Raw genomic sequence first — 15,026 nt, 5'->3', positions numbered from 1 at the left:
ATGTGGCATCCCAAAATCTCGCTAGCTGGCTTTGTATGGGACCGATAGCGGCTTCATGGCCGCTGCAACTCGTTCTGGGATCATCGTTACGCGAGGGCTGAGATCTTCAGGTGGGAAGGCATCGTCAATGCAAGCATGCCAGTAGTCCTTGTGCTTCTCATCAAGCCAGTGGTCTGATTGCTCCACATCAGAGCCAGCTTCTCCCTGGACGCTGTACCAATACAGGTACCCAACTCCGTCAACAATTTCAGAGAAGATGGTCTCCACATACATCTGCTCAGGTTCCAAGGTTTCCCGAACTGCAGCAGCGTTATCAAGCAGGAACTGAAGCCATTCGTCGACGAGAGCCTGTGCTCCTTCGCGGACCCGAAACCGGGTCAATTCAATCCTCATGGCTCCACAATGCAGTTTTCGATCGTCAGAACCAAATGATGTCCCGTTCAAGGTTCCCCTTACGGACATGCGATCTAGCCTGGCGCCTGCGCGAGAGGGTTCAGTGCGCGCTGTATAGTTCAGTACATGCTGACTATTGCTTCGCGTCTCGACGTGATGAACCGCCTGGGTCGCGCACTGGCCGACCCCACTCGATCCCGGATTATCCTGACCCTGCTCGACCATCCCGCTTACCCGGCGGAACTGGCCCGAGATCTGGACCTGACACGCCCGAACGTGTCCAACCACCTGGCATGCCTGCGCGATTGCGGGATCGTCGTCTCCGAGCCCGAGGGTCGCCGGACACGGTATGAAATCGCCGATTCGCACCTGGCGCAGGCGCTGACGGCGCTGGTCGATGCCACCCTGGCAGTGGACGAAGACGCCCCGTGCATCGATCCCGCCTGCTCGCTTCCCGGATGCGACGCAACTGGGGAGGGCGCATGATCCTCACCTCGGTCTTGCAGGCGATAGGCCTGTTCGCAGCGACCAATATCGACGACATCATCGTGCTCTCCCTCTTCTTCGCTCGAGGGGCCGGCCAGCGCGGCACCACCGCCCGCATTCTGGCCGGTCAGTACCTCGGGTTCGCCGGCATCCTCGGTGCCGCGGTCCTGGTGACCATCGGCGCCGGAGCATTCCTGCCCTCGGCAGCCATCCCTTACTTCGGTCTCATCCCTCTGGGCCTCGGCCTCTGGGCCGCATGGCAGGCCTGGCGCGGAGACGATGACGACGATGACGACGAGGCCAAGGCTGCCGGCAAGAAGGTCGGCGTGTGGACAGTCGCAGGCGTCACCCTTGCCAACGGCGGCGACAACATCGGTGTCTACACCCCCGTCTTCCTCAGCGTGGAGCCTCTCGCAGTAGTCGCCTACTGCATCGTCTTCCTCGCGCTCGTCGCGGTTCTGGTAGTCCTGGCAAAGTTCGTCACCACCCGCCCACCGATCGCCGAAGTGCTCGAACGCTGGGAGCATATCCTCTTCCCCATCGTTCTCATCGGCCTCGGCGTCGTGATCCTCGTCGGCGGCGGAGCCTTCGGACTCTGACGTAGCGGCAGCGAGCCAAACGGCGCCGACCGGGCACACCCGTCTCGGCTCAGATCGCGACACCTACCCGCAGCCAGTCCTGCGTGATCGCGGCGACAAAGCCGCCACGGAGCGCTGAAAAAACCCCGCCACCAAGTGAACGAAGCCACAGACAAGGCGCGCACAAGGGTCGGGCAAAAAATTGTTGAGCCGCCGCAGATTTCGGCGGTGCCCCTACCGGCGCTACTCCAGCCCGCCTCGCGTCTCATCAAACGAACATTTTTTGAGACATCACTTCGTCGAATACCAGCTCAGCCCCGATTGAAGAGCTTGCCGAGCCATCCCACCCCGGTGGATTGTGTCACCTTAGATGGGGCGGCAGGTGCACCGCACGTGCAACGGCTGGTCTTCGGCACGTTGCGCATGACCTGCTCGACATGGTTGCCGCACCCGGCCCACGTCGTCTTTCCGCATCTCTTGCATGTCACTGCCCTGCACATCGCGCATCCTCTTTCTGTCGGTTTTCGCGGCACCTGCCATCTCGAGACTACTATACCCCCATGGGTATTTATTTCACTTCGCACACTTCTTGCAAGATACCCCCCTAGGTATTATCGTGATTAGAGAACGGATACCCCACGGGGTGTCGAAGCGATCACCAAGGAGATCAAATGCTGCTCGAACGGATCTACGACGAGGACCTGGCCCAGGCGAGCTACTTCATCGGCTGCCAGTCCAAGGGCGAGGCGATCGTGGTCGATGCCCGCCGCGACATCGCCCCCTACCTGGATTTGGCCGCAGCCAACGGGATGAAGATCGTCGCGGTAACCGAGACCCACATACATGCCGATTACCTCTCCGGGACCCGCGAGCTGGCTGCGGCCACTGGCGCGCAGATGCATGTCTCCGGCGAAGGCGGCGAAGACTGGCAGTACGGATTCGAGGCCAATCGGCTGCACGACGGCGAGGCCCTGGCCATCGGCAACATCAGCCTCAAGGCCATCCACACCCCCGGGCACACCCCCGAGCACCTGGCCTTCCTGGTCACCGATGGGGCCTTTGCCGACCAGCCCGGGTTCCTGCTTTCGGGCGATTTCGTCTTCGTTGGCGACCTCGGCCGACCGGACCTGCTCGACGAGGCGGCAGGCGGGGTCGACACACGCTTCGAGGGGGCCGGCCTGATTTTCAAGAGCCTGCGCGAGAAGTTCCTGTCGCTGCCGGATTACGTCCAGGTGCTGCCGGCGCACGGATCCGGCAGCGCCTGCGGGAAGGCCCTCGGTGCAGTCCCGTCCACCACGGTGGGCTACGAGCGGCTCTACTCCTGGTGGGGGCCGTTCGTGGCTGCCAACGACGAGCAGGGTTTCACCGACGAACTGCTCAACGGCCAACCCGACGCCCATGCATACTTCTCCCGCATGAAACGCCAAAACCGCCAGGGCCCTGCAGTCATCGGCGAACGCGAAACCCTGCAGGAGCTACCCAACGACCAGGTCGCCCGCGATATAGACAACGACACGATCACCTTCGTGGACACGCGACCGAACAACGAGGTCCACGAGGGAACCGTCGCGTGTTCGGTGAACATCCCGGCCGGGAACAAGGTCGCCAGCTTCGGCGCATGGGCCATCGACCCCGAAACCGACGAACGCCCCCTGGTGCTGCTGGCCAAGGACCAGGAACACGCGCAGCAGCTGTGGGACCACCTCCTCAGGGTCGGGATCGACAAGGTCGCCGGCTACGTCACCGGCTTGCAGGGCTTGCCGACGGCACTCCCGCGCCTGATCCAGCCCGAGGAACTCGAGGGGTTCGACGCGGCGCTGGTGCTGGACGTGCGCAACAAGACCGAGCACGCCGAAGGGCACATCCCCGGTTCCCGTCAGCTGAACGCCGGGCGGGTGCTCTGGCACCAGGACGAACTGCCCGAATCCGGCCCGATCGTGACCTACTGCCAGAGCGGGGTGCGCAACTCCGTGGCCGCCAGCGCGCTGCGCCGCGCAGGACACGAGGTCGTCGAACTCGACGGAAGCTACGCCGCCTGGGCCAACTGGAAGGCCTCGCAGCCAAACAGCGTCTGACCTGCGGATAGGCCGGACACAGGTCAAGGGCCGACCCGCGAAACGCGGGCCGGCCCTTGACCTTGAATGGCAGCAGTGGCACAGGCGTCCTGGATGGGCCCTGCCCCGCGCCCCTTCCGCGGGTATTGCTCTGGATACAGCCAAGGGCGCCCCGCATTGCGCGGGGCGCCCTCGTTCGCATGGGGGTCCGCAGGTCCGGAACCGCGACGATCAGGCCAGGGACAGGAAGAGCTTCTCCATGTCCTTCTTGTCCATCGAGTTGTCCTCGCTGGCCAGGCACTGCTCCAGCCCGGAGGCGATGATCGCGAAGCCGGCCTTGTCCAGCGCCTTGGAGACCGCCGAGAGCTGCGTGATGACCTCCTTGCAGTCCCGACCCTCCTCCAGCATGCGGGTGACGGCGGCCAGCTGCCCCTGGGCTCGCTTGAGCCGGTTGACGACGGGCCTGAGTTCGGTGGTGTCGAGCTGCATGGGAATCCTCCTCGGAATGGTCTTACGCTGGCCCAATCATATACCCCCCTGGGTTTATTGCATACCCCCTGGGGTATGTGCGAGACTTTTGGGGACACATTCATTCGACAGGAAGGCCGCTCTTGGCACCCGCAACCCCCACCGTCACCGACCTCGACGCCGCGACCCTGCGCCAATGGATCGACCAGCACGAGGATCTGGTGGTCATCGACGTCCGCTCCGGCGCGGAGTTCGAATCCATGCACATCCGCGGCTCCTATAACGTTCCGCTGGCGCTCTTGTCCGAACACGCCGACAAGCTCGCCGAACGCCTGGGCAGCCGCGTGGTCCTGGTTTGCCAGTCCGGCGTCCGGGCTGAACAAGCCCGCACGCGCCTGGACGGCGCGGGAATCGGCAACGCACTGGTCCTTACCGGTGGCGTTCCGGGTTTCGCCTCCGCAGGCGGCGACGTCGTCCGCGGGGCCCAGCGCTGGGATCTCGAGCGACAGGTGCGCATGGTTGCTGGCTCCCTTGTGGTCGGTGGCCTCCTCGCCGGCAAGCTCGTTTCCCCGAAATTGCGCCTGCTCGCCGGCGCCATCGGCGCCGGGTTGACGTTCTCGGCCGCAACCAACACCTGCGCCATGGGCCAGGCACTATCCAAGATGCCCTGGAACAAGACCGGGGACGAGCCCACCGCCCGAACCGCGATCGGCCAGCTGCCGGCCCCGAAGTAAACCCCAGCCCGGGGCGTCCCCTCGGGACGCCCACCGGGGCTGGCCCATGAACCGGGGTCGTGCGGCATCCCCCCTGGCCGCACGGCCCCACCCGCCGAATTCGAAGGGAAAGACACATGAACGAGATCGACATTCAACACGCTGCGACCCGCCGGGACAGCGACCAGATCCTCGACGTCCGCGAGGACTTCGAGATCGCCGAGGGCATGATCCCCGGCGCCCTCCACATCCCCATGGGAGACCTTGATGCCCGCCTGGGCGAACTCGACAAGAACCGACCGGTCATCGTCGTCTGCCGCAGCGGAAACCGAAGCGCGCGCGTCGCCGAGGCCCTGAACGCCGTGGGATTCTCGGCGGAGACCATGGCCGGCGGGATGACTGCCTGGCAGCAAGCCGGCCTGCCCACCACCTAGGCATCCTGCCCGCAACCCCCCCTGCTTCCCGCCTGCTCCCTTTCCCGACAAGGACCACCCATGACCGTCATGCTCGCCGCGACACTGTTGCTCTCAGTGCTGATCGGCATCTCCCTCGGCCTCCTGGGCGGCGGGGGGTCCATCCTCACCGTCCCGATCCTCACCTACGTGGCCGGGCTCGAACCACAACAGGCGATCTCCACGTCCTTGTTCGTCGTCGGCGTGACCTCATTGTTCAGCGCGGGAACCCACGCCCGGAAGGGCAGGGTGAAATGGAAGACCGGATTCCTCTTCGGCTCCGCGGGCATGGCCGGAGCCTTCGCCGGAGGGACGGTGGGAAATCTCATCCCGGGGACGGTCCTCATGGTGGCTTTCGCGGCCATGATGCTGACCACCTCGGCGGCCATGATCCGGGGGCGGCGCGGACGCACCACGACCGAGCAGACACAGGACATGCCGATCGCGAAGACGCTCGGGGCCGGCGTGGCCGTGGGACTGCTGACCGGCCTCGTCGGTGCCGGCGGAGGATTCCTGATCGTTCCAGCGCTCGCGCTGCTCGGCGGCTTGCCGATGGCCACAGCCGTCGCCACGTCCCTGCTGGTCATCGCGATGAACTCCATGGCCGGATTCGCCGGACACCTGACCAGCCTGCAGATCAACTGGCCCCTCACCCTCGGCGTGACCGCCGCAGCAATCATCGGCTCCCTCATAGGAGCGCGCCTGGCCGGACGCATCCCCGAGACGGCCCTTCGCCGGGGATTCGGCATCTTCGTCCTCGCCATGGGCCTCTTCGTCCTGATGCAGGAGCTGCCCCCGCCAGCCAACCTCGCCGTCGGCATCACCGCCGCAGCACTTGCCGCCGCCGCAGCACTATGCCGGTTCGCCATCCCCGCCTGTCCACTGCGCAAATCACTTGCCTCTCCCGCACCGACCGAGACCCGCTAGCCGACCAACCACCGACGGACCGAAGGAGCACTCGAAGACATCACCAGCAGGTGACCCCCCCACGTGGGCGCACCAGCACCAAAAGAGCGTTCGATCCAGCGAACCATGCGCTGAAAATCTCATCAAACGAACGAATTTTGAGACACACAAATGGCCCGCCGTTCTATTTGTGCCCGAGGAGCAGCGTTGATGCCGGATGCTGTTCGTTTACCCGTGAGCCAGTCCGGTGGATCGGCGTGCCGCCACTATTCGGCGAAAACGGTCTTGGCGACTTGCATCGCCGACATGGCCTTGGGCCACCCTGCGTAGAACGCGAGGTGGATAATCGCCTCCTTGAGTTCCTCCTCGGTAAGTCCATTTTGTTTGGCCAGCCGCAGGTGGTTGGTGAGCTGTTCAAAACTGCTCGAAGTGATCAGGCTGCTGACCACCACGAGACTTCGATCCCGTTTCGACAGCCCGGGGCGTCCCCAGATGTCGCCGAAGAGGACGTCATCGGTCAGTTCGGCGAGCTTGGGAGCGAAGTCGCCGATGGATTTCTGGGCAGGGCTTTGTCCCGTCATGGAGATACTGCTTTCTACTGGGTGCGGAAAGGTGTCAGACGGACTTGGCGTTCGCCCGTTGGTAGTCGGCATCCGTGACGTGTTCGCCCCAGATGACAGCTGGCCCTTTCTCGTCGGGCACGCTCTCGGATAGGGCCAGGTGCGTCATGGGCTGGACCGTGGTTGCGCCGTGCCAATGCCACTGACCGGGCGGCGTGTATACGGTGTCACCGACCCTCGCGAGAAGTGCCTCCCCGTCCCGAGTTTGGACGATGGCGGCCCCCTCGGTGATATGCAAGGTCTGCCCTTGGGTGTGCACGTGCCACGCTGTCCGGCTGCCGGGAGCGAACCTGACGAACCCGGCAGTCGTTCCCGATGGCGGAGGGGACGCCACCATCTCGACCCACACGTCGCCGGTGAATCGTTCGGGCGGGCCCTTGCTGGCGGATTTGGCCGGGTGGAGTTCCATGGATGGTCCTATCGGTCTTCGGACGCGGACATTTTGGTTTTGACGTGGGTGGCTGCGAGGCTGCCCAGCAGGGCAACGCGTTCCTCGGTGGGCGAGCCCGCAACGGTGGTGTAGGCGAAGAGGGCCAGGCCCGGATTGTCGGGGAATTCGAAGGCCTCAAAGTTGAATTCGAGATCCCCGACAGCAGGGTGGTGGATGCGTTTGGTGCCTCCACGATGGAATCTCACATCGTGCCTGGCCCACCGTTGCCGGAAGTCGTCGCTGCGGGTGACGAGTTCACCAATCAGGTCGGTGAGGCCCTTGTCGCGGGGATTGCGGCCGGCTGCACTACGGAGCGAAGCGACGATGCTGTCTGCACCCGCTTCCCAGTCCGGGTAATACAGCCGTGCTGCAGGGCTGAGGAATGTCCACAACGCATTGTTCCCCCGCGATGCGGGGTCATCGAGCATCGGGGCAAGCAGGGCACGTCCGAGGTCGTTGCTGGCGATGTGGTCCATACGCTGGTTGCGCACCCAAACAGGGGTCCCGGTAATTGCCTCAAGGAAGCGTTGCAGGGTCGGGTGTACGACATTTTGCTGACCGCGTGGTTGGCGCCGCCGCGAGGCAGGCGCCGCCGTGCGTGCCAGATCGTGCAGATGCTCGGTCTCGGCCTCGTCCAGCTGCAATGCGCGGGCGAGTGCATCGAGTAGTTCCGGTGACACGCCGGTGAGGTTCCCGCGTTCCATCTTGGCGACGTAGTCCACGCTCATCCCGGCGAGCATGGCGACCTCTTCGCGGCGCAGGCCGGGGACCCGGCGGCGTCCGCCCCCGATGATCCCGGCTTGCTCCGGGGTGATCCGGTCACGACGCGTGCGCAGGAACTCGCTGACCTCGGCTTGGTTGTCCATGTCGCAACCGTACGACGGGATATCCGCCGATGGGAGTTACTGCCAGTACACGGATAGACCGTCACTGGTACCAGCTGCTGGTCCGCGGTGGACTGGATGCATGACAACGACCACCCCAGGCGCGAACAGCTCCACGACGAACGTGGCACAGCATGCAACGGTGATCCTGGCGATCGTGCTGGTCAGCTACTTCATGATCGTGCTCGACAACTCGATCATCTTCACCGGCCTGCCCCGGATCCAGGAATCTATGGACCTGTCCCCGACGGCCCTGTCATGGGTGCAGAACGCGTACACACTCGTCTTCGGGGGCCTGCTGCTCCTGGGGGCCGGTACCGGGGACCTGCTCGGCCGCCGACGGGTATTCGTTATCGGACTCGCCTTGTTCGGCCTGGCGTCCCTGCTGGTCGGAACTGCTCAATCCGGGGCCTGGATCATCGCAGCCCGCGCGTTCCAGGGCATCGGCGCGGCAATCGTCGCCCCGTCCTCCTTGTCGTTGCTCACGGCAACATTCCCCGCCGGCCCCGCACGCACCCGTGCCGTGGCCGCATACGGCACGACGGCGGGCATCGGCGCGAGCCTAGGCCTCGTCGCCGGCGGGGCCCTGGCGGAACTGGTGTCCTGGCGTGCCGGGTTCTTCATCAACGTGCCCATCGCCGCTGTGATGATCGTCCTGGCCCTGCGATTCCTTCCCGGGGCGCAAGCCGCCCGCGGTCGCTTCGACCTCGCCGGGGCCCTCACCTCTACCGTCGGGATGGGTGCCCTGGTCTACGGCATCGTCAACGGCGGCGACCACGGCTGGGGCACACCATCAGCCCTGGTGCCGGTCTTCGTCGGGGCCGTGGTGCTGACGGTGTTCGTGCTCAACGAATGGAAGGCGCAGCAGCCGATCATGCCGTTGCGCCTGTTCGCCAGTCGGGAACGCAGCGGGGCAGCGGTCGCCCGGCTCCTGTTTGCCGGCACAGGGATCGCATTCTTCTTCTTCACCGCCCAGTTCCTGCAAGGCGTCTACGGCTGGACCCCGCTGCAGGCCGGGGCCGCCTTCCTTCCCATGAGCCTGCTGCAATTCGGCGCCTCCCTGTTCGTGGCACGCCTGACGCGGCGTTTCGGCAACGCGCTACTGGTCGTCGTCGGGATCGCGATCGTCCTCGCCGGCCTGCTCTGGTTGGGTCAGATCACCCCCGATACCAGCTATCTCGCCGGTTTCGCCGGGCCGCTCGCCCTCTTCGGGATCGGCCAAGGGCTGTGTTTCGGGCCGCTGACCGCCGCCGGCATCACCGGGGCACCGGCCGAGGATGCCGGCGCGGCATCCGGACTGGTGAACACGGCGCACCAATTGGGCAGCACCTTGGGCGTCGCGATCCTCACCGCCGCCGGGGCCGGTGCGGCAACGCTGGCCGGCCGCGTCGTCGACGCGTATAGAGGAGGTGCGGTCATGATCGCGATCGCCCTCGTCGTGGCCCTGGCCTTCATCCTCCCCGCAGACCTCGCGGCACGCCGTCAAAAGATCCACTGATCCACCACCGAAAGGAAACACCCATGAAAACCGTGACCCTGAACAACGGCGTCGAGATGCCGATCCTCGGCTTCGGCGTCTACCAGGTCGAGGCCGACCAGACGCAACAGGCCGTCGAGGCGGCCCTCGCCGCCGGATACCGGCAGCTCGACACCGCCGCCGCCTACGGCAACGAAGAGGCCGTGGGCGCCGCCATCAAGGCAAGCGGCATCGCCCGCGAGGAGCTGTTCGTCACCACCAAGCTCTGGATCCAGGACGCCCCGGCCGAGGAGAACACCACCCGCGCGTTCGAGGACTCCCTGGGCAAGCTCGGCCTGGAGCACATCGACCTGTACCTGATCCACCAGCCCTTCGGCGACTACTACGGCCAGTGGCGCGCCATGGAGAAGATCAACATAGAAGGCCGCGCCCGGGCCATCGGGGTCTCGAACTTCGCACCCGACCAGCTGCTGGACCTCATCATCAACAACGAGATCGTCCCGGCCGTGAACCAGATCGAGACCCACCCGTTCCGGCAGAACACCGACTACCAGGAACTGATGAAGCAGGAGGGCGTGCAGATCGAATCGTGGGGCCCCTTCGCCGAAGGCAAGAACGGACTGTTCACCAACGAAGTCTTGGCCGGAATCGGGGTCGCGCACGGAAAGTCCGTCGCCCAGGTCGTGCTGCGGTGGATGATCCAGCGCGGGGTCGTCGTGATCCCCAAATCGGTCAACCCCGACCGGATGGCGCAGAACATCGACGTGTTCGACTTCGAGCTCACCGATGAACAGATGACGCGCATCGCCGAACTGCACACCGGTCAGTCGCAGTTCTTCGACCACGCCGACCCCGATATGGTGCGTTTCCTCAGCGCCCGCCGCCTCGACTGAGGTCCCCCTGATGCCGAGCCCACCACCCGGACGCCGGCCGACCCGCCGCACGCTACTACGCGTGGGGGTCGGCGGAGCCGGTCTCGCTGCCAGCGCCGTCCTCGCCGGCTGTACGCCGGCGCGAACCCCAGACCCAACCGCCGAGGCAACGGAGAGCCCCTTGGACACGACCACGCATGCCGGCAAGACCCTGCTGGCCTACTTCTCCCGTGCCGGGGAGAACTGGTGGAACGGCGGGCGCCGGAACCTGGAAACCGGCAACACCGAGATCCTCGCCCGCATGATCGCCGAGCGCACCGGCTGCGACCTGTACCGGATCGAGGCAACCGATGCATACCCGGCCGGTTACGACGAGACAGTGGCCCGCAACGTGCGCGAACAAGACACCGACGCCCGGCCCGACATAGCCCAACCCCTCCCCGATTTCGGCGCATACGACAAGCTCGTCCTTGCCTCCCCCATCTGGAATGTCCGGCCACCGATGATCATGAACACCTTCCTTGACGGAATCGACCCTGCAGGGAAAACCATCCTGCCCGCCGTCACCTACGCAGTCAGCGGGCTCGGCGACACCTTGGACGTCTACACCTCCGCGGCGCCCACCGCGGACATCGGTGCCGGCCTAGCCCTCCGCGGGGAAACCGTCCCCGACTCCACTGCCCAGATCCAAGACTGGCTCAACGACGTCGGTCTCGACTAGGCAGAGGCACCAGCCTCCCCACGCTGGCTGGCGAATCCAACCAGAGCAAACACGATCGGAAAAACCATGACCAACATCGAAAACCCCGTCGCCGTCATCACCGGCGCCTCATCCGGCATCGGCGAAGCCACCGCCCGCGCCCTCGCCGCCAAAGGCCACGCCGTGGTGCTGTTGGCCCGTCGCCTCGACCGCATCACCGCCCTCGCCGACGAACTCGGAAACGGTTCAATCGCCATCGAAGCCGACGTCACGGACCGGGACTCGCTCGTGGCCGCCGCCGAACGCGTCCACACCGAACTGGGCCGCGTCGACGTGCTCGTGAACAACGCCGGCATCATGCTCCTGGGCCCCTTCGACACCGGCCAACGCGAGGACTACCGCAACATGATCGAGGTCAACCTCCTCGGGGCCATCACCACCACCGAGGTATTCCTCGACCAGCTCAAGGACGGTGGCGGGGACCTCGTCAACATCTCCTCCGTCGCCGGCCGCACCGCGCGGGCCGGCAACGGCGTGTACGCCGCGACCAAGTGGGGCATCAACGGATGGTCCGAATCCATGCGGAAGGAACTGCTGCCCGACGTGCGCGTCACGCTCATCGAACCCGGGGCCGTGGCCACCGAACTGCCCGGGCACATCACCCACGCGGACACGAGGAAAGGCGTGCAGGAGGCATACGACCAGGTCGATGTCACCGCGGAGGACATTGCCGAGGTCATCGAGTTCGCAGTCAGCCGGCCCAAACGGCTCGCCATCCACGAAATCCTGCTCCGGCCAGCTGGCCAAGAGCTCTAGGAACCGCTTGGCGTACCGAAATAGCCCAGTCTGGTGGAACTCCCGTGGGATCCACCTATCCGCATGAATGCGGTTCCTCGCACACTACCGATGCCGCGCCTTGTGGTGTCAGTGAAGCGCGATGCACGGCAAGGTACCGATTGAGAATGCGACTGGAGTCTCAGCAAACGATCGTTTCTTGGGACATGCGTGGCGCTGGTTTGCTCCGGACCTAGACGAGTTGGCGGGTGGAAACGTATTCCGACAGGGCCTCACGCACGATGTCGGATTCCTTGAGGTGCTCCCGCGCGGCCAGGGCGGTCACGCGGGCCTTGAGCTCCTCGGGAACCCGCGCCCGGACCACGGGCGACGGGCCGGCGCCGGCACCGACCTTCGGGCGGCCCACACCAACCCTGATGGCCTCCTGCACGTCCTCGGTGCCGGTGGCACCCATCAGCAGGCGCGCGGCCTCGGCCCGGGATTCGGCGGTTCCGCGCCACGCCGTGCCTGGGACGGCCGGCAGCTCGCCGCGTTCGGCGCGGTCGGCAAGGGCCTCGTATGCCTCGTTCGCGTTACTGGTCATCATTCTTTCCCTTCATGGAGCAGGTGCCGGTACAGGTCGGTGAGTTCCATCGCGTGGAACACCACCACCGTGCGCGGCTCGCTGTGGGCCGCGATCACCTCGATATAGCGGTCGGTCTGGCCGTGGGGGTGTCCCACGTAGACGATTGTCCGCTCCCCCGACCGGCCCTCGATCTCCTCCAGGGCCTCGTGGTTCGCAATCGCATACAGTGCGTCCCTGCGGGGAATTCCGTGCCTGTCTGCGCTTGTGGTCCACTCGACTGCCATGTTAATAGTGTAGCACACAATCAGGCTACAATATTTGTTTCCCTCTTCACCGGCGCGCCCCAGGGCCAAGAGACAAATCTCATGGAGAAGCTCAAGCGTGGCGATAGGACCGACGCCTCATCATTTGCCGAGCCGACCAGGACGGAAGACCTTGATCTGGATGGCATGCGCGAGACCGTCTCCGTCTATGACGACGGTTCCATCACCGTTGTCGGTACCGAGATTCCAGAGCTGGCTTCGGACGGGCAGATGGGGACGATGGCAGCGGGGATCTCGGGGTGTTCGACCACTGCGGGTGCCGGGTGGGCGACATACAAAAACTGCAAGGTCAACGTGACCACGGATTCCATCACAATGAACTTCAGGGCCACTTACGAGCGATATTCCGGTGCGGCGGCGAAGATCCTGAGCACGTCATCCCCGGCGGCTTCCTCCCGAAACGGCACGAAGCTCACCGGCGTTCCCAAGCGAATTCGCTTCGTCAAGATTGCCGGCGCATACCAGGACGCTGTGGCCACGTACCGGACTGGGCTCGTGAGCCACAACAACAACTACAGCGAAACCATTGACCTGAGCATCAGGGTCACTTATTCGGGCTCTGCACGCGCCACGAATTTCTAGCGCAGCCTAGAACCCACTAAAGGTCAGGGGAACCGTCCGCTCGCGGCGGTTCCCCTGACCTTTAGTTGTTGCCAAGTCTTGGACCGTTGGTGGCGGCATGAGGGCGTTGCCGCTTCTTGTTGGCCATCCAACGCAAGACCAATGCCAGCGCCAGGCCAGCCGTTGCCGAGTACGAGACTGCGGGTGCCTCGCCCGGACCAAACGAATAAAAGTGGTTGTAGACGACCACCCCCAGTGCAACAACTGAAGCAGCCGCGAAATACGAATCACGAAGCCTGAACGCCCACACGGCTAGGCCAAGGCCGAAATACAGGGAATAGGGCGGGTTCGAGGAATCCTCAAGTAGCACCACGGCGAACGCCAACACCACTTGGATCAGTGCGACACCCTTTAGGCCGGAACCGCCGGGAACGAATGCCAGCACCGCAAGGGCAAGCACAATGTTCAGCCCCCAGGCTGCCAGTAGCTGCACCATGTAGAACGGTCCAATCGGCCCGGACCACGCCAAGTGGAGCAGGACCGCTGAGATAAGACTTCCGACCACGAAGCACAGGAGCACCACGAAACCGGCGTCAATGGAGCGATCCTGTTTGGTCATATGTCCCCCGGAATTTTCAGTCACCCCCTCAGAATACAAGGCACCATGATGTCCGCTTGAGCCACAGCCTCGTCACGATGTCATGCGGTGGCGCAGAAACGACCTGTAGAGAAACCGCGGGTGCCGCACAAGCCGCGAACCACATCCATTTAGCGGCCCTCTCTAATGCGGGCGTGTCGAAAAGGGCTCCTTGAAAAACCGCGACACGCCTTCCATCCCACAAAGCCGGCTCGCACAACGCGAGTCTGTCACCACCACCGGCCGCAGACCGCGGCCAGCAGACTCTACAGGAAGGTCCGAAATGGAAACCATTTATCGCGAAGAAGACAACCGCCAGGACAGCAGCACGCGGGCAACTTGGATCATGTGGGCCATCGGCCTGCTGGTGAACGCTTCCTTGGCCGTCTACCTTCGCTAACCAGCCTGGTGCCGGCAGGGGGTTCCGGCTCCCCTGTCGGCACCCTGCCACTGACTGCCGGCGTGGCTCACCTATTCATCGGTTCGATCGCGTCCTGGATGCCGAAGTTTGAAACCAGGTCGCTATCGGTGTTGGTGGAAGTCATATATTCCAGTTTGCCCTAATCGAATAGTTCACGTCCGGAGACCGGGGTAGTCCTTCCAGGTTCCACCAGAGAGTCTTGCCCAGGTGGTCGCTGTTCCGGCTGATATTCCCAGTGCGTCGGCCGCGATGCGCGCTGGCAAGGCGACAGTTAGGTGGCGTAGGGCCGCTCCCCGTGCCCGGAGCGGCTCCAGACCCGCATTATGCAGCAGCAAGCGCATGTTCGCCTCGCTCATGTGCGTACCCGCCATCAGGCCTTCGAAGAACCACTGGTGCTCAGGGCTCCTGTAGATGGCCCGCTGTGTGGGCGACTGCAGGTAGCGCTTGACCAGTTGGGCTACGGGAGGTGGCATTTCTATGGCCGTCGAGGCGAAGCGGATTGCCACCGAGGTCTGCGTGCAGACAATGTTGGAATGCTGCAACCGGACGCAGGTGGTGACGGGCTGGGCGTAGAGCAGGACGAATAGCCCGGCCAGGCGGACAGTCAACGAAAGGGATTCATCGTTGACGAGACGGTTGATGGCCGTCCAGCGGGCCTCGTCGCTGATGGCTTGTTGTGCGCGCCCCGTTC

The 15,026-nt window shown here is 64.5% G+C and carries 19 protein-coding genes and 1 pseudogene; 11 read left to right on the top strand and 9 right to left on the bottom strand.

Translation table 11 applies throughout. The features are described from left to right. Positions 1-21: 21 nt before the first annotated feature. Positions 22-393, bottom strand: coding sequence for a DUF6176 family protein (locus tag ABD088_RS08205; protein ID WP_343901379.1), 372 nt, complete (start codon positions 391-393; stop codon positions 22-24). A gap of 126 nt (positions 394-519) precedes the next feature. Here ABD088_RS08205 and cmtR point away from each other — a divergent pair, with 126 nt between their 5' ends. The 3 genes from cmtR (at position 520) to ABD088_RS08185 (ending at position 3,532) form a co-directional block, all read left to right on the top strand. Further along, complete coding sequence (gene cmtR / locus ABD088_RS08200) at positions 520-879, top strand: Cd(II)/Pb(II)-sensing metalloregulatory transcriptional regulator CmtR (RefSeq protein WP_061961091.1); 360 nt, start codon at positions 520-522, stop codon at positions 877-879. After that, positions 876-1,478, top strand: coding sequence for a cadmium resistance transporter (locus tag ABD088_RS08195; protein WP_343901376.1), 603 nt, complete (start codon positions 876-878; stop codon positions 1,476-1,478). The genes cmtR and ABD088_RS08195 overlap by 4 nt, the downstream gene beginning before the upstream one ends. 650 nt (positions 1,479-2,128) lie before the next feature. After that, the gene (locus ABD088_RS08185; RefSeq protein WP_343901372.1) at positions 2,129-3,532 is read left to right on the top strand and encodes an MBL fold metallo-hydrolase; all 1,404 of its coding nucleotides are present in this window, start codon (positions 2,129-2,131) and stop codon (positions 3,530-3,532) included. Positions 3,533-3,742: 210 nt separating this feature from the next. Here the strand turns inward: ABD088_RS08185 and ABD088_RS08180 are convergent, their stop codons facing one another. Continuing rightward, positions 3,743-4,000 (bottom strand): metal-sensitive transcriptional regulator, encoded by a 258-nt coding sequence (locus ABD088_RS08180; protein WP_343901370.1) that lies wholly within the window; start codon positions 3,998-4,000, stop codon positions 3,743-3,745. A 122-nt stretch (positions 4,001-4,122) separates the two neighbouring features. Between ABD088_RS08180 and ABD088_RS08175 the strand changes: the two genes are divergently transcribed. From ABD088_RS08175 to ABD088_RS08165, 3 genes are all read left to right on the top strand, one after another. Further along, positions 4,123-4,713: a rhodanese-like domain-containing protein gene (locus ABD088_RS08175; protein WP_343901368.1), complete on the top strand. Its 591-nt coding sequence runs from the start codon at positions 4,123-4,125 to the stop codon at positions 4,711-4,713. A gap of 116 nt (positions 4,714-4,829) precedes the next feature. Continuing rightward, on the top strand, positions 4,830-5,126 hold the full coding sequence (locus ABD088_RS08170; protein WP_343901366.1) for a rhodanese-like domain-containing protein: 297 nt from the start codon (positions 4,830-4,832) through the stop codon (positions 5,124-5,126). Between the two features lie 60 nt (positions 5,127-5,186). Continuing rightward, positions 5,187-6,071: a sulfite exporter TauE/SafE family protein gene (locus ABD088_RS08165; RefSeq protein ID WP_343901364.1), complete on the top strand. Its 885-nt coding sequence runs from the start codon at positions 5,187-5,189 to the stop codon at positions 6,069-6,071. A gap of 245 nt (positions 6,072-6,316) precedes the next feature. On the opposite strand, the gene ABD088_RS08160 is transcribed toward ABD088_RS08165, so the two are convergent. Genes ABD088_RS08160 through ABD088_RS08150 form a run of 3 tightly spaced genes read right to left on the bottom strand, consistent with a single transcriptional unit; the run spans position 6,317 to position 7,966 of the window. Beyond that, on the bottom strand, positions 6,317-6,631 hold the full coding sequence (locus ABD088_RS08160) for a carboxymuconolactone decarboxylase family protein (RefSeq protein ID WP_343901362.1): 315 nt from the start codon (positions 6,629-6,631) through the stop codon (positions 6,317-6,319). Between the two features lie 34 nt (positions 6,632-6,665). Continuing rightward, positions 6,666-7,079 carry a (R)-mandelonitrile lyase gene (locus ABD088_RS08155; protein WP_343901360.1) on the bottom strand — a complete coding sequence of 138 codons (414 nt, stop codon included), beginning with the start codon at positions 7,077-7,079 and terminating at the stop codon, positions 6,666-6,668. An 8-nt stretch (positions 7,080-7,087) separates the two neighbouring features. Then, the gene (locus ABD088_RS08150; RefSeq protein ID WP_343901358.1) at positions 7,088-7,966 is read right to left on the bottom strand and encodes a helix-turn-helix transcriptional regulator; all 879 of its coding nucleotides are present in this window, start codon (positions 7,964-7,966) and stop codon (positions 7,088-7,090) included. Positions 7,967-8,066: 100 nt separating this feature from the next. Between ABD088_RS08150 and ABD088_RS08145 the strand changes: the two genes are divergently transcribed. The 4 genes from ABD088_RS08145 (at position 8,067) to ABD088_RS08130 (ending at position 11,849) form a co-directional block, all read left to right on the top strand. Next, positions 8,067-9,482 carry an MFS transporter gene (locus ABD088_RS08145; RefSeq protein WP_343901356.1) on the top strand — a complete coding sequence of 472 codons (1,416 nt, stop codon included), beginning with the start codon at positions 8,067-8,069 and terminating at the stop codon, positions 9,480-9,482. 23 nt (positions 9,483-9,505) lie between these two features. Continuing rightward, positions 9,506-10,354, top strand: a complete 849-nt coding sequence (locus ABD088_RS08140) for an aldo/keto reductase (protein ID WP_343901354.1) — start codon at positions 9,506-9,508, stop codon at positions 10,352-10,354. A gap of 160 nt (positions 10,355-10,514) precedes the next feature. Beyond that, positions 10,515-11,054 carry a flavodoxin gene (locus ABD088_RS08135; RefSeq protein ID WP_343901352.1) on the top strand — a complete coding sequence of 180 codons (540 nt, stop codon included), beginning with the start codon at positions 10,515-10,517 and terminating at the stop codon, positions 11,052-11,054. Positions 11,055-11,120: 66 nt separating this feature from the next. After that, positions 11,121-11,849, top strand: coding sequence for an SDR family oxidoreductase (locus tag ABD088_RS08130; protein ID WP_343901350.1), 729 nt, complete (start codon positions 11,121-11,123; stop codon positions 11,847-11,849). Between the two features lie 211 nt (positions 11,850-12,060). On the opposite strand, the gene ABD088_RS08125 is transcribed toward ABD088_RS08130, so the two are convergent. Together ABD088_RS08125 and ABD088_RS08120 are read right to left on the bottom strand one after the other, a co-directional pair. After that, complete coding sequence (locus ABD088_RS08125) at positions 12,061-12,411, bottom strand: ribbon-helix-helix protein, CopG family (protein ID WP_343901348.1); 351 nt, start codon at positions 12,409-12,411, stop codon at positions 12,061-12,063. Continuing rightward, positions 12,411-12,677, bottom strand: coding sequence for a hypothetical protein (locus ABD088_RS08120; protein WP_343901347.1), 267 nt, complete (start codon positions 12,675-12,677; stop codon positions 12,411-12,413). The genes ABD088_RS08125 and ABD088_RS08120 overlap by 1 nt, the downstream gene beginning before the upstream one ends. An 81-nt stretch (positions 12,678-12,758) precedes the next feature. Here ABD088_RS08120 and ABD088_RS08115 point away from each other — a divergent pair, with 81 nt between their 5' ends. After that, positions 12,759-13,298 carry a hypothetical protein gene (locus ABD088_RS08115; protein ID WP_343901346.1) on the top strand — a complete coding sequence of 180 codons (540 nt, stop codon included), beginning with the start codon at positions 12,759-12,761 and terminating at the stop codon, positions 13,296-13,298. Between the two features lie 61 nt (positions 13,299-13,359). On the opposite strand, the gene ABD088_RS08110 is transcribed toward ABD088_RS08115, so the two are convergent. Next, positions 13,360-13,920: a hypothetical protein gene (locus ABD088_RS08110; protein ID WP_343901345.1), complete on the bottom strand. Its 561-nt coding sequence runs from the start codon at positions 13,918-13,920 to the stop codon at positions 13,360-13,362. Between the two features lie 567 nt (positions 13,921-14,487). Beyond that, positions 14,488-15,026, bottom strand: a pseudogene (locus tag ABD088_RS08105) (hypothetical protein); the annotation flags it as partial.

Source organism: Arthrobacter rhombi, from assembly GCF_039526245.1.
Taxonomy (GTDB): Bacteria; Actinomycetota; Actinomycetes; order Actinomycetales; family Micrococcaceae; genus Arthrobacter_H; species Arthrobacter_H rhombi.
Note: the sequence above shows the minus strand (reverse complement) of the source record. Positions and strands in the feature narration are given on the sequence as shown.

What these genes read in the sequence shown, in the direction of transcription:
- ABD088_RS08160 (WP_343901362.1), bottom strand. Translation starts at nt 6,631, where the DNA reads ATGACGGGACAAAGCCCTGCCCAGAAATCCATCGGCGACTTCGCTCCC.
- ABD088_RS08140 (WP_343901354.1), top strand. Translation starts at nt 9,506, where the DNA reads ATGAAAACCGTGACCCTGAACAACGGCGTCGAGATGCCGATCCTCGGC.
- ABD088_RS08120 (WP_343901347.1), bottom strand. Translation starts at nt 12,677, where the DNA reads ATGGCAGTCGAGTGGACCACAAGCGCAGACAGGCACGGAATTCCCCGC.
- ABD088_RS08125 (WP_343901348.1), bottom strand. Translation starts at nt 12,411, where the DNA reads ATGACCAGTAACGCGAACGAGGCATACGAGGCCCTTGCCGACCGCGCC.
- ABD088_RS08130 (WP_343901350.1), top strand. Translation starts at nt 11,121, where the DNA reads ATGACCAACATCGAAAACCCCGTCGCCGTCATCACCGGCGCCTCATCC.
- ABD088_RS08170 (WP_343901366.1), top strand. Translation starts at nt 4,830, where the DNA reads ATGAACGAGATCGACATTCAACACGCTGCGACCCGCCGGGACAGCGAC.
- ABD088_RS08165 (WP_343901364.1), top strand. Translation starts at nt 5,187, where the DNA reads ATGACCGTCATGCTCGCCGCGACACTGTTGCTCTCAGTGCTGATCGGC.
- cmtR (WP_061961091.1), top strand. Translation starts at nt 520, where the DNA reads ATGCTGACTATTGCTTCGCGTCTCGACGTGATGAACCGCCTGGGTCGC.
- ABD088_RS08145 (WP_343901356.1), top strand. Translation starts at nt 8,067, where the DNA reads ATGACAACGACCACCCCAGGCGCGAACAGCTCCACGACGAACGTGGCA.
- ABD088_RS08155 (WP_343901360.1), bottom strand. Translation starts at nt 7,079, where the DNA reads ATGGAACTCCACCCGGCCAAATCCGCCAGCAAGGGCCCGCCCGAACGA.
- ABD088_RS08195 (WP_343901376.1), top strand. Translation starts at nt 876, where the DNA reads ATGATCCTCACCTCGGTCTTGCAGGCGATAGGCCTGTTCGCAGCGACC.
- ABD088_RS08185 (WP_343901372.1), top strand. Translation starts at nt 2,129, where the DNA reads ATGCTGCTCGAACGGATCTACGACGAGGACCTGGCCCAGGCGAGCTAC.
- ABD088_RS08115 (WP_343901346.1), top strand. Translation starts at nt 12,759, where the DNA reads ATGGAGAAGCTCAAGCGTGGCGATAGGACCGACGCCTCATCATTTGCC.
- ABD088_RS08180 (WP_343901370.1), bottom strand. Translation starts at nt 4,000, where the DNA reads ATGCAGCTCGACACCACCGAACTCAGGCCCGTCGTCAACCGGCTCAAG.
- ABD088_RS08150 (WP_343901358.1), bottom strand. Translation starts at nt 7,966, where the DNA reads ATGGACAACCAAGCCGAGGTCAGCGAGTTCCTGCGCACGCGTCGTGAC.
- ABD088_RS08205 (WP_343901379.1), bottom strand. Translation starts at nt 393, where the DNA reads ATGAGGATTGAATTGACCCGGTTTCGGGTCCGCGAAGGAGCACAGGCT.